Raw genomic sequence first — 11797 nt, 5'->3', positions numbered from 1 at the left:
GTTCCGCCCCGCGGCGTGGGCGTGTTCGGTCCGCGCGGGGATGCGACGGTCACGGCGTCCGCCCTTCGAGGATGTGCAGGCCGGCGATGGTCCGGTCGTCGCGGAACGCGATCCGTGCCGTGTAGTCGCCCGCCTCCAACGAGAGCGGCGTGTTCGTTATCGTCACGTCGCCGGCCCGGGTGGCCTCCGGCTCCCCATGCCCCTCGAAGGCTCCCGCCAGGCCGACGATCTGCGCCCACGCGGCGGCGAGCGCGTCCTCTGACAGGCCATCGCGCATGGTCGGATCGAACCGCTCGGTGACACGCGACCATCGCCCGGACGCGAGGTCCCCGATCACCGAGGCGGCCAGTTCGGCGACGCCGGGTAGTGGCGTGGTGTTCATCGGTTCTCCTGTCCTTGGATCGATCGGTTTGCCGTAGCGCTGGAACGCCGCCTGTCGGCTCACGCCGAGCGCGTCACCGACGACCTGCCACGTGGCGCCGTTCTGCCGGGCCTGCTGCACGACGGCACGCACGACGTCATCGGCGGCCGCCTGCATGCCCACGGCGCGCCTGATCGAGTCAGCCCAGTCGTCGTCCCTCGTCAGGACGCGTGACGCGAGGAACGCCTCCGTGCGCGCCTTCAACGCCCGCAACGCCTCTGTCAAGCTAGCTTGCATGCGTAAACCATAGCTTGACACGTGGGGAATGCGCCAGCCGCTGTCCCACCTGTTCCGCAACCGCGGACCGCCGCGCCCCCACCGGCACGGGCGGGGAGATCGTCACCTTCGCCCGTCCGGCCCGAAGGACCGGGGCGCCGGTCAGCCGAGCCGGTCGGCGACGGCGGTCACCGCCGCCAGGACCACCGCGCGGTCCGGGCCGCCCTCGTCGCGCTCGAAGTGCCGGTGCAACGACCACCCCTCGACCAGGGCGTCCAGCGCGCGGCACGCCTCGGGGGGAAAGTGCGCGGACAGGGAGGCGCGGCTGACGTCCATCCACGCGCGTGCGGCCCTGCGGACCGCCTCGTCGTGGTTGGCGTAGGAGTACATCTCGAAGAGCAGGGCGAACTGGCGGGGCGTGGCGTACTCGGGCCCGCAGATGAGGTCGGCCACGGCCTCGCACGCCTCGGCACGGTCGCGCGCCGCCGCGAGCCGGTGCGCGTAGTACTCCGACATGGTCCCCGCCAGGTGTGTGAACGCCTGCTCCAGGATCGCGGACAGGCCGTCGAAGTGGTAGGTGAGCGAGCCCAGGGGCACCGAGGCGCGCTCGGCGATCGCCCGGTGGGTGGTCCTGTGCACACCGCGCTCGGCGATCACCTCCAGCGCCGCGGCGAGGATGCGCTCCTTGCGTCGCGGGTCGTTGGCCACCCGCCTGGTTCCGGCCATGTTCCCCTTCCGGCCTCGGAGCTCTGCGTCCACGGCCATTCTGGTACGTGTCCGCGCCCGTCCGGGCCCGTGGCGTCCGCGTCCACAAGTGTGTACTTTTGTACACACTACTGACCGCCACTCCACTGGGAGCCCTCCATGGGAACCGCCGTGGGCCGTCGGCGCCTCGCGCTGTGCGTCCTGTTCCTCCTGCCCGGACTGGGGATCTCGTCCTGGGTCACGCGCACCCCCGCCATCCGCGACGCGCTGGGGGCCTCCACCGCCGAGATGGGGTTCGTCCTGTTCGGCCTCTCGATCGGTTCCATGATCGGCGTCCTCGGCTCGGGCGCGGTCGTCGCCCGCCTGGGCGCCCGTCCGGTCATCGTGGCCGGGACCGCCGCGATGCTGGGGAGCCTGCCCGTTATCGGTCTGGGCGCGGGCCTGTCGGCCGCCCTCGTCGTCGCGTTCGGCTTGTTCCTCTTCGGGCTGGGCATGGGCGCCGGGGAGATCGCCATGAACATCGAGGGGGCCGACGTCGAGCGGGTCATGTCCGAGCCGCTGCTGCCGCGCATGCACGGCTTCTTCAGCCTGGGGACCGTGATCGGCGCCCTCGTCGGCATGGCGCTCACCGCGGTCGGGTTCCCCGTGGCGTGGCACCTGGCCGCGATGGGCGTCCTGACCCTGGCGGTCGCGGCGGCGCTCTTCGGCGCCCTGCCACCCGGCACCGGCAGGGCGCTCCCGCGCGCCTCCGGCCAGGAGGGCACGGGCGGCGGACGCGCGCTGTGGAAGGACACGCGCCTGGTGCTGATCGGCCTCATCGTGCTCGCGATGGCCCTGGCCGAGGGCACCGCCAACGACTGGCTCCCGCTGATCATGGTCGACGGCCACGGCTTCGACCCGGCCATGGGGTCGATGGTCTACGCCGTCTTCGCCGCGTCGATGACAGTCGGACGCTTCGCCGGGGGATACTTCCTGGCGCGCTTCGGCAGGGCCCGCGTGCTCGGGGCGAGCGCGCTGGCCGGGGTGGCGGGCATGGGGCTGGTGGCCGGTGCGGACAGCCCGGCCCTGGCCGCGGCGGCCGTGGTCCTGTGGGGGCTGGGCGCCTCGCTGGGCTTCCCCGTGGCACTGTCGGCGGCCGGGGACTCCGGGCCCGACTCCGCGGCCCGGGTCTCCCTGGTGGCGACGCTCGGCTACGTCGCGTTCCTGGTCGGGCCGCCCGTGCTCGGTCTGCTGGGTGAGGCGTACGGACTGCGCACGGCCCTGGTCGTGCCCCTGCTCCTCGTCGCGTTCGCCGGGTTCCTCAGCCCGGCGGCCCGCCCGCGCCGGGCGGCGGGCGCTCGGACCGAACGGGACGTTGCGGGAGCTGAGGGGGACGGCGCGGGAGCCGATCGGTACGGCGCTGAGACCGGTCGGAACAGCGCGGAGACCGATCGGGACGGCGCGGGAGCCGAACAGGGCGGTGCGGAGGCGGAACGGGCCTGAGCCCGTCCCCGCCCCGCTCGCCGCCCGCGCGCCGTGCCTCCCCGTGCCTCAGCGCGTGCCGAGGTAGTTGTTCGGGTCGAGCACGTACTTGCTGGCCGCGCCCTCGTCGAAGGCCCGGTACCCCTCGGGCGCCTCCTCCAGCGGGATCGCCACGGCGTTGACGGCCTCGGCGATGCGCACCCGGTCGTGGAGGATCGCCTCCATCAGCTCCCGGTGGTACTTCATGACCGGGCACTGGCCGGTGAAGAAGGCGTGCGACTTCGACCAGCCCAGCCCGATCCTGACCGACAGGGAGCCCTGCTTGGCGGCCTCGTCGGACGCGCCGGGGTCGCCGGTCACGTACAGGCCCGGGATCCCGATGGAACCCCCGGCCCTGGTCACGTCCATCGCGGTGTTGAGCACGCTGGCGGGAGCCTCCTTCGAGGCGCCCTCACCCGTCCCGTGCGCCTCGAAGCCGACCGCGTCCACCGCGCAGTCCACCTCGGGGACGCCCAGGATCCGCTCGATCTGCCCGGCCAGGTCCCCCTCGGCCACGTTCACCGTCTCGCACCCGAAGCTGCGGGCCTGCGCCAGCCGCTCCTCCTTCATGTCCGCGACGATCACCACCCCCGCGCCGAGCAGCCGGGCCGACGCGGCGGCGGCCAGCCCCACGGGCCCGGCCCCCGCGACGTAGACGCTCGACCCCACGCCCACGCCAGCGGTGACGCAGCCGTGGTAGCCGGTCGGGAAGATGTCCGAGAGCATCGTCAGGTCCAGGATCTTCTCCAACGCCTGGTCGCGGTCGGGGAACACGAGGAGGTTCCAGTCCGCGTAGGGCACGAGCGCGTACCTGGCCTGCCCGCCGACCCAGCCGCCCATGTCGACGTAGCCGTAGGCCGAGCCCGGCCGGTCCGGGTTCACGTTCAGGCAGATCTCCGTGCGCCGCGCCTTGCAGTTGCGGCAGCGCCCGCAGGAGATGTTGAACGGGACCGAGACGAGGTCGCCGACCTTGACGAACTCCACGTCGGGCCCGGTCTCGACCACCTCGCCGGTGATCTCGTGGCCCAGGACCAACCCTTCCGGCGCGGTGGTGCGCCCCCGCACCATGTGCTGGTCGCTGCCGCAGATGTTGGTGGCGACGACCTTCAGGATCGCCCCGTGCGGCACCTTGCGCCCGACGTTCGCCGGGTTGACCCCGGGGCCGTCCTTGATGACGAACTCGGGGTAGTCGACGTCCTCGACCTCGACCCGGCCCGCGCCCCTGTACACCACACCCCTGTTGCCGGTCATGTCCTTCCCACCTCTCCGCCCCCGGGAGGGGGCACTTTCCCCCTGTGCTTTCCGGTCGGGGCGAGGAGCAACCGGACACGGCGTGTCTATCCGGATTCTTTGCCGGATCGGGGCGTGCGGAGGAGGTGAGCGGGAGGGGCCGTTGCCCGACGGGGCGGAGGCCGGGGCGGCGATTCGTGCGCACCGGCGTATCCGAGTAGGCCGGGCGGTATCTGAACCGGTACCATTTCCCAGGGACGCGGCCGGGACCACGGTCGCGGCAGCCCGCCAGCGTAGCTCAATTGGCAGAGCAATCGCCTTGTAAGCGATAGGTTAGGGGTTCAAGTCCCCTCGCTGGCTCTCATATGTCCTGACCTGGGATTATGACCGGTCAGTCGCGTCGCCGGGGCGGCCGGTCCGCCCCGAGAGCGATCGCCCACAGCGCCCCAGCATCGTGCACCGACGCTGACAAGAACGCTGACATGCTGCGCTTCGAGCCCGTGCGCGACCGGGAGCACGTGGTACGGGTGCACCTGCGGTCCTGGCTGGTGCTGCTGTTAGCGCTTCCATCAGCGCTCTTCGAAGTTCTTGAGGAGACAGTGCCAGTGCGGATTCCGTGTGTCCGTTGTATGAGGATGGACCTCGGCTGAGCAGAAACCGAGTGGTTCGCGCGCCTTAACTTAGATCGCGGCGAGATAACGGCCTGTGTTTACGCAGGTCGTTAAGCAATGAGCCCCGCGCATGCGGAGGTGAAGCCGACCGGCCGGGGTCACGGGGTAGCGGACATCACGCGTTCGAGCTGGGCGGGGGGCGGCTCCTCCGCGGTGTGCAGGGGGCCACGGGCGTCCGGGCCGGAACCGAAGCGGACCCAGGCCAGCTCGCGCGCCCGGCGCCGGTCGAGCGCGAGCAGGCTGCGCGCGCCCGGCGCGAACGCCTTCGGCCCGCGCCGGGTGGCCGTGCGCAGCCGCCGCCAGCGCCGCGAGTGCGTCCGGTGGCTGCGCGCGGTCACCCGCCGGCCCCGGGCGGTCTGTCCGCTCCGGGCCTCCTGCGGGGTGGCGTCGATCATCAGCACGTGGACCTCGTACCGGCGGAGCCGGCAGAGCAGGGCGAGCAGTACGCGGACCGAGCGCCGGGTGCCGCACTCGTGCACCACCACCGGGCCGCCGCGCAACGCCGCGGCGATCCGGGCCAGGTGCAGTACGTGCACCACCCAGCGCCACAGCGGGTAGGGGACGCGGCCGAGCAGCGGTCCCAGCCGGTACCGCGACTGGAGCGAGTCGATCACCCGCACGCCGTCCGCGGTGAGCACGGTCCGCTCCTCGTCCCCGCGCAGGCCGAACAGCCGCCGCAGCAGGGTGCTCTTCCCGGCCCCGGGCACCCCGGTGACCATGACCAGGGAACGCCGGGGGTAGACCGCCCCGCGCACCCTCGCGTCGTTCACCGCGGGTGCGTACCGCACCAGACCCTGGGACATCTTCGGTAGCTCCTCAAAGCCGACCTCGGCGCTGGTGGGTGCGGCTCCACAGTGGCCGCGTCACCGACGTCATGGCGCTGCTGGGCGTGTACTGACCTGAGAGGTGGGTGCCGCGGAAGGCGGGAGGGCCGCCGATCACGGTGTGGAACCGGTGGTGATTGTAGTGATGCCGCCCCTCGGAACGCCTTCCGTTCCCCTCGTCGGCCGGGATCCCGCCGCAGGCCGGGCGGGAGCGGTCGTCCACGGCGTCGTACGGGTAGGCGCTCCCCCGTGTTCAGGTGTACCCCGTACCGGAGGGGTTCTCGCGCCCCTGGACGCGTCCGACGGCCGCCCTCGGGTCAGCCTCCTGATTCGATCAGCGGCGTGAGCCCGTCCAGCAGGTGTTTCATGCCGAGGTCGAAGATCGCGTGCACGTCGGTCGGCCCCGAGACGCTGAACGTCAGGGGGAACCTGCCCTGCTCGGCGATCCGCAGGAACTCCTCGCCCCTGGACCTCCACCAGTGCTCGGCGTCCATCCCGGCCTCGTACCCCTCCACCACCGCGCGCGTGCCCTGGAGGGCCATGCCGGAGGTGTAGGCGGACACGAAGGTGAGGACCGCCATGGCCTCGTCCGGTGAGCGCCCCTGACCGGTGATCACCCGCATCATCCACTCGGCGTTCTGCACCAGCCCGGGGGACTGGACCGCTCCGGCGAGCGGGGTCAGCCGGACGGCCCAGGGGTGCGTCCGGTAGATGCCCCACTCCGTCCGGAGCGCCAGTTCGAGCGCCTCGCGCCAGTAGGCGGGCGGCGGATCGGGCAGGGCGTGCTCGGTGTAGACCTGGTCGATCATCGACGTCACCAGCGCGTCCTTGTTCGCGACGTGGCGGTACAGGGCCATGGTGCTCACCCCCAGATGGGTGGCGACCCTGCGCATGGACAGGCCCTCGACTCCCTCCGCGTCGGCGATGGTGATCGCGGCCCGGACGATGGTCTCCTTGGTGAGGCCGGGCTCGGCTGCCGGGCGGTGGTCTTCCGTCCGCGCCGGACGCGGGCGTTCCCGCTGGCGCTGGGGTCCCCGCGGCTCAGGTGCGGAGACCGGCGCACCGCGCACGAGGGTCCCCACTCCGCGCACCGCCTCGACCAGGCCCTCCTGGCGCAGGGTTGCCAGCGCCTTGGTGGCGGTGGCCATGGCTACCCCCCACTCGCGCATGATCTCCCGGGTGGAGGGCACCCGTGCGCCCGGTCGCAGCTCTCCGGAGTCGATACGCGCGCGGATGTCGGTGACGACCCGCGCGTAGGGCGGCAGTTCCTTTTTTCCGGTCGTGGACACCACTGACCCCTTCCGCTCCTGTCGCGCTACCCCGAGTGTACTAGTGCACGGTGGGGTCGGGGCTACCTCGTCGAAGACTCCGGGGCGGCCCGAGGAACCTCTTCCGGTCTTTGGTGCACTAGGCAAGTGCACTAGTTATGGCAACTTCTAAAGCCCAATGAAAAGGGTTTACGGCCAGAGGAGTGTTATGTATACGATGTACGCACAGTGCGTCGCCCCGACGTGCGCCCCGGTGCGCACCTCGGCGCGTACGCCGTCCATCGGAGCCCACGGCCCTTTCGGAGGCCACCATGTCCCACACGTCCACCCCGGAGCCCCGCACGGCTCCGGCCCCCGACCACCCGCTCCCGCTCGACCGCCGCTCCCTGGCCCCGGACCTGGCCCGCGGCGTCATGCTGCTGTTCATCGCGCTCGCCCACACGCACCTGTTCACCGTGTTCATCGGCGGCCCGCAGGGCGCTCCCAACCCCGCCGACCAGCTCACCACCGCGGCCACGGTCATGTTCGTCGACCTGCGCAGCTACCCCATGTTCGCGGCCCTGTTCGGGTACGGCCTGGCCCAGATCCACCGCCGCCGCGGCGAACAGGGGCAGGACTGGCCCCGGACCCGCGGCCTGCTGCGCCGGCGCGGCCTGTGGATGGTCGCCTTCGGGCTGGCGCACACGGTGCTGCTCTTCCCCGCGGACATCCTGGCCGTCTACGGCCTGGTGACGCTGGCTCTGGTGGGCGTCCTGCGGTTGCGCGACCGGACCCTGGTGATCCTGGCGGCGGCCTGGCTGTCCGTGGCCGCGGCCGTGCACGCCCTGATCGCCGCCGAGGACGCCGTGACGGGGCAGGGCATGCCGTTGATGCCCGACGGCTTCGCGGACGAACTCCTCTTCCGGGTGACCCTGTTCTCGGTCCTGGCCGTGGTGATGTTCGCCAGCACGCTCGTCCCGTTCCTGCTCGGTGTGCTGGCGGCCCGGCACCGGATCCTGGAGCGGCCCCACGAGCACCTGCGGCTGCTGCGCGCGACCGCGTTCGCTGGCGTTCCCCTGGCGGCGCTGGGCGGTCTCCCCCTGGCCCTGGACAAGGCGGGGGTGTGGACCGGCGCCACCTCCGGGGAGGTCGTGGCCGCCACCGCACTGCACCAGGTGAGCGGCTACGCGGGCGCGCTGGGCTACGCCGCGCTCATCGCCCTGGTCGCGGCCCGCCTCACGGGCCGACAGGGGCCGGTGACCGATGCCCTGGCCGCGCTCGGACAGCGCTCCATGACCTTCTACCTGGCCCAGTCCGTGGCCTGGGCCGTGCTGTTCTCCTCCTACACGCTCGACCTGCACCTGACGTCGCCCGCCGTCGGCGCGGGCGTCGCGGTGGCCGTGTGGCTGACCACGGTGCTGCTCGCCGACCTCATGCGCCGCCGCGGCGTGCGCGGACCCGCCGAGGTGGCGCTGCGCCGCCTCACCTACGGGCCGTCGCGCTGAACCACCCGGTTCTCCCGCGCGGGTCGGTCGGCGGATTCCTCCCCCGACCGGCCCGCAGCGGTGTCGACGGCTCCGGGGCGCTCCGCCGGGCAGAGGCCGCCAGCGCGAGTCCCGCGGGTGCGCGTTCGACGGCGCGGGCCTCAGGCGGAACGCTCGGAACCGACCGGCTCCTCCTGCCGGACCTCGTTCACCGCCGAGCTGGGAACGCCGAAGATCCTGTCGAACGCCCAGTTGTAGGCGAAGGTGTAGAACGGGATGTAGACGATGAACACCAGGTCCAGCACGAACGCCTGCAACAGCGTGATCTCCAGCCACCACGCGATGAGCGGGATCAGGAAGCACACCAGGGTCAGCTGGAAGCCCACCGCGTGCAGGACGCGCCGGCGCACGGTGCGCGTGCGGTCGCGCTGGCGCCGCTCCCACGCCTCGAACAGGTAGTTGAAGACCAGGTTCCACACCGTCGCCACGCAGGTGATCATGAGCGCCAAGGGCCCGGTGGTGGCCGGTGACTCGCCCGTCAGCAGGGACATCACCGCGGTGCCCACCGCGAGCCCCAGGATCTCGTATCCGCCCACGTAGACCAGCTTGCGCTTTACACCTTGCACAGCACACACACTCCCGTTCCGTCGGTCAACGGGGGAAGACGTTATATTCAGGGCTACTGAGCAGAAAAGTCAGGTCCCTTCAGAAAAGCTGACAGTTGTATGGCTCTCTCCAGTGACGGCATCGAGCTGTTCCTGGCCGTGGTCGACCACGGCTCCTTCTCCGGCGCGGCCCGAGCGCTGCGCCGGGTGCCCTCCGCCGTGAGCATGGGCATCGCCAACATCGAGGCCGAACTCGGCTACCCCCTGTTCGACCGGTCGCGCCGCGAGGCGGTGCCCACCCCGCGGGCCCTGGCCCTGGTGCCCCACGCGCGGTCCGTCGCCAGCAGGCTGCGGCTGTTGCAGGTCCACGCCGTGGAGCTGTCGCGGGACCTGGAGAGCACGCTCACCGTCGCCGTGGCCGCCGGTGTTCCGGACCGGGAACTGCTGGACGCCCTGGCCCGGGTCGGCGGCCGCTACCCCCTGCTGCGCGTGAACCTGCTCCGGGCGCCCCAGGACGGGGTCCGGGAGATGCTGCACCGGGAGCGGGCCGACCTGGCGCTGCTGGCCGCGGCCCCGGACGTCGACCGGGAGGAGGTCTTCACCAACGTGACCGACCAGGTCTTCGTGGCGGTGGTCTCGGCCACCGCGGACACCCCCGGCCTGCCCGCCGACCTGCGGCGTCTGGAGGACCTCGGCGCCAGCCGCCAGATCGTGGTCGCCGGTCCCGACGACGCGGTCGCCGATCGTCGGCTCCTGGTCTCCGACGCCCGGTGGCACGTGGACTCGGTGGAGGCCGCGCTGGGGCTCGTGGAACGCGGCGCGGGATGGGCCAACCTGCCCTTGGGGGAGGTGAGGGAGGCGGTCGCGGCCGGGAGGGTGAGGGTGCTGGAGTTCGTCAACCTCAAGAACGGGTTGGCGATGCCGGTGCACCTGGTGTGGCTGCGCAGGAGGCCGCTGCGCCGGGCCGCGGGGGAGGTCGTCGCGCTGATGAGCCGCGACCACCGCTGACCGGCCGGAGGGGCCCTGTCCCGGGAGCGGGTTCCGAGTCCAACGCGTGGCGGAGGGGCACTCCGCCGAGCGCCCGGGCGGCGCGGCCGGGTCCGACGCCAGCGGGCCGTGACCGCGACGGACCGGGCTTCTCCGCCGGGCTTCCGGCGTCGGCGGTCGGGAGCGGTCGGGTGCTCCAACGCCGTTGACGCTCACGCGGGCTTCCGGCGTCCGCGGGCGGGAGGCCCCGTCACCTGCGACCGGTGAGAGGGCTCTCCTCGGCTCCGGTTCCCTCGGCGGAGGCGATGACGTCGTTGAGCAGCTCCCGGGAGCGCTGGAGGTCGGCGATCATCCGGTCGATGCGCTCGCGTTCGACCGTCAGTTCGCGGACCAGGTGGGCGTCGGCCGTGGCGGCGGGTCCGCCGTCGGCGTCGCGCATGCACGGCAGCAGCGTCACGATCTTGGCGCTGCACAGCCCCGCGGCGTACAGCTCCTGGATGCGCGCCACCCGGCCCACCGCGGCCTCGGCGTACTCTCGGTGCCCGCCCGGGGTGCGCTCGGAGGCGAGCAGGCCCTGCTGCTCGTAGTAGCGCAGTGAACGCGGGCTCACCCCGCTGCGCCGGGCCAGTTCACCGATACGCATGACGCACCTCACGTCCCTCGCGCTTGAATCTGACATTGGTGTCAACTCCTACGGTATCCGCATGAACGCCAAGGAAACAGAGTCCCCGCTTCTCAGGCCCGTGCGCCTCGCCGACACCGACCTGCCCAACCGGCTCGTGATCGCCCCCATGACCCGCAACCGCGCCGAGCCCTCTGGCGTCCCGAGCGAGCTGATGGCCGAGTACTACGCCCAACGGGCCTCGGCCGGTCTGATCATCGCTGAGGCCTCCACACCCAGCGGGGTCGGCCGCACCTACCCCGACACCGCCGCCCTGTACAGCTCCGAGCACACCGAGGGCTGGCGGCGGGTCAACCGGCGCGTGGCCGAGGCTGGCGGGCGCATGTTCGCCCAGATCCAGCACGGCGGCCGCGTCGGCCACCCCGACACGAGCGGCCTGACCCCGCTGGCGCCCTCTCCGATCACCCTGCCCGAGCCCGTCCACACCCCCACCGGCCGCCAGCCCGCCGTGACACCCCGCCAGATGGACCAGGCCGACATCGACGCCACCGTCGCCGACTTCGCCGCCGCCGCGCGCCGGGCCGTGGAGGCCGGGTTCCTGGGCGTGGAGGTGCACGCCGCCAACGGCTACCTCCTCCACCAGTTCCTGACCCCCGGCACCAACCGGCGCTGGGACGCCTACGGCGGCACCCCCGAGAACCGGATGCGCTTCGTCCTGGAGGTGGTCCAAGCCGTCGTCGCGGAAGTCGGTCCCGACCGCGTCGGTGTGCGCGTCTCCCCGGGCAACACCGCCAACGGCATCGCCGAGACCGACGAGGACATCGCCGCCCTCTACCCGGAGTTGGCCGCCCGCCTGGACGCGTTGGGGCCCGTGTACCTGCACGTGGCCTTCGCAGACCCCGACAGTTCCGTGTGGAAGCTGATCCGCTCACACTGGACGCGCACCCTGATCGGCAACCCGGTGCTGCCCGGCGGGGGGATCCCCGCGGACGGCGGCCGGGACGCCGCCGAGCGCATGCTCCGGGCCGGGGCCGACCTGGTCGCCCTGGGCAGGCCCTTCCTGGCCAACCCCGACCTGGTCGAGCGCATCCGCACCGGGGCGCCGGTCAACCCGGTGCGCGACAGGTACCTGATGTACGTGGGCGGAGCCACCGGCTACACCGACTACCCGGTACTGGGCGGCTGACCCCGTGCCCCGGCCGTCCCCGGCGCGGTGGTGTCCTACCTGGCTGACCCGAACGAACCCGGGTTCGACCCCGCGCCCCTGCACGGCCTGGTGCCCTGA

At 72.3% G+C, this 11797-nt stretch carries 11 protein-coding genes and 1 tRNA gene; 5 read left to right on the top strand and 7 right to left on the bottom strand.

The features are described 5' to 3' along the window. Positions 1-49 precede the first annotated feature (49 nt). Positions 50-658, bottom strand: coding sequence for a DUF3887 domain-containing protein (locus tag EV372_RS07675; protein ID WP_130395433.1), 609 nt, complete (start codon positions 656-658; stop codon positions 50-52). A 141-nt stretch (positions 659-799) separates the two neighbouring features. Next, positions 800-1363 carry a TetR/AcrR family transcriptional regulator gene (locus EV372_RS07670; protein ID WP_130395432.1) on the bottom strand — a complete coding sequence of 188 codons (564 nt, stop codon included), beginning with the start codon at positions 1361-1363 and terminating at the stop codon, positions 800-802. A gap of 138 nt (positions 1364-1501) precedes the next feature. On the opposite strand from EV372_RS07670, the gene EV372_RS07665 reads away from it, so the two are divergent. Beyond that, positions 1502-2824, top strand: a complete 1323-nt coding sequence (locus tag EV372_RS07665; protein WP_130395431.1) for an MFS transporter — start codon at positions 1502-1504, stop codon at positions 2822-2824. Positions 2825-2872: 48 nt separating this feature from the next. Here the strand turns inward: EV372_RS07665 and fdhA are convergent, their stop codons facing one another. Next, positions 2873-4093 (bottom strand): formaldehyde dehydrogenase, glutathione-independent, encoded by a 1221-nt coding sequence (gene fdhA / locus EV372_RS07660; RefSeq protein ID WP_130395430.1) that lies wholly within the window; start codon positions 4091-4093, stop codon positions 2873-2875. A gap of 266 nt (positions 4094-4359) precedes the next feature. Between fdhA and EV372_RS07655 the strand changes: the two genes are divergently transcribed. Beyond that, positions 4360-4432: transfer RNA gene (locus EV372_RS07655), tRNA-Thr, on the top strand. 409 nt (positions 4433-4841) lie between these two features. On the opposite strand, the gene EV372_RS07645 is transcribed toward EV372_RS07655, so the two are convergent. Next, the gene (locus tag EV372_RS07645; protein ID WP_130395428.1) at positions 4842-5546 is read right to left on the bottom strand and encodes an AAA family ATPase; all 705 of its coding nucleotides are present in this window, start codon (positions 5544-5546) and stop codon (positions 4842-4844) included. A gap of 338 nt (positions 5547-5884) precedes the next feature. Further along, the gene (locus EV372_RS07635) at positions 5885-6859 is read right to left on the bottom strand and encodes a GntR family transcriptional regulator (RefSeq protein WP_130395426.1); all 975 of its coding nucleotides are present in this window, start codon (positions 6857-6859) and stop codon (positions 5885-5887) included. Positions 6860-7146: 287 nt separating this feature from the next. On the opposite strand from EV372_RS07635, the gene EV372_RS07630 reads away from it, so the two are divergent. Then, positions 7147-8319, top strand: a complete 1173-nt coding sequence (locus EV372_RS07630; RefSeq protein ID WP_130395425.1) for a DUF418 domain-containing protein — start codon at positions 7147-7149, stop codon at positions 8317-8319. A 140-nt stretch (positions 8320-8459) separates the two neighbouring features. Here the strand turns inward: EV372_RS07630 and EV372_RS07625 are convergent, their stop codons facing one another. After that, positions 8460-8924 (bottom strand): PACE efflux transporter, encoded by a 465-nt coding sequence (locus EV372_RS07625; RefSeq protein ID WP_130395424.1) that lies wholly within the window; start codon positions 8922-8924, stop codon positions 8460-8462. A 99-nt stretch (positions 8925-9023) separates the two neighbouring features. On the opposite strand from EV372_RS07625, the gene EV372_RS07620 reads away from it, so the two are divergent. Beyond that, a complete protein-coding gene (locus EV372_RS07620; RefSeq protein ID WP_130395423.1) occupies positions 9024-9911 on the top strand; it encodes a LysR family transcriptional regulator in 888 nt (295 codons plus the stop codon). A gap of 229 nt (positions 9912-10140) precedes the next feature. Here EV372_RS07620 and EV372_RS07615 read toward each other — a convergent pair whose 3' ends face one another. Beyond that, positions 10141-10533: a MerR family transcriptional regulator gene (locus EV372_RS07615; RefSeq protein WP_130395422.1), complete on the bottom strand. Its 393-nt coding sequence runs from the start codon at positions 10531-10533 to the stop codon at positions 10141-10143. A 61-nt stretch (positions 10534-10594) separates the two neighbouring features. Between EV372_RS07615 and EV372_RS07610 the strand changes: the two genes are divergently transcribed. Beyond that, on the top strand, positions 10595-11698 hold the full coding sequence (locus EV372_RS07610; protein WP_130395421.1) for an oxidoreductase: 1104 nt from the start codon (positions 10595-10597) through the stop codon (positions 11696-11698). Positions 11699-11797: the final 99 nt, after the last annotated feature.

The sequence above is a fragment of the Nocardiopsis sp. CNZ308 genome, assembly GCF_004217075.1.
Note: the sequence above shows the minus strand (reverse complement) of the source record. Positions and strands in the feature narration are given on the sequence as shown.

Excerpts from the sequence above, each read along its gene's own strand:
- fdhA (WP_130395430.1), bottom strand. The coding sequence starts at position 4,093 with ATGACCGGCAACAGGGGTGTGGTGTACAGGGGCGCGGGCCGGGTCGAG.
- EV372_RS07670 (WP_130395432.1), bottom strand. The coding sequence starts at position 1,363 with ATGGCCGGAACCAGGCGGGTGGCCAACGACCCGCGACGCAAGGAGCGC.
- EV372_RS07665 (WP_130395431.1), top strand. The coding sequence starts at position 1,502 with ATGGGAACCGCCGTGGGCCGTCGGCGCCTCGCGCTGTGCGTCCTGTTC.
- EV372_RS07645 (WP_130395428.1), bottom strand. The coding sequence starts at position 5,546 with ATGTCCCAGGGTCTGGTGCGGTACGCACCCGCGGTGAACGACGCGAGG.
- EV372_RS07615 (WP_130395422.1), bottom strand. The coding sequence starts at position 10,533 with ATGCGTATCGGTGAACTGGCCCGGCGCAGCGGGGTGAGCCCGCGTTCA.
- EV372_RS07610 (WP_130395421.1), top strand. The coding sequence starts at position 10,595 with ATGAACGCCAAGGAAACAGAGTCCCCGCTTCTCAGGCCCGTGCGCCTC.
- EV372_RS07675 (WP_130395433.1), bottom strand. The coding sequence starts at position 658 with ATGCAAGCTAGCTTGACAGAGGCGTTGCGGGCGTTGAAGGCGCGCACG.
- EV372_RS07620 (WP_130395423.1), top strand. The coding sequence starts at position 9,024 with ATGGCTCTCTCCAGTGACGGCATCGAGCTGTTCCTGGCCGTGGTCGAC.
- EV372_RS07630 (WP_130395425.1), top strand. The coding sequence starts at position 7,147 with ATGTCCCACACGTCCACCCCGGAGCCCCGCACGGCTCCGGCCCCCGAC.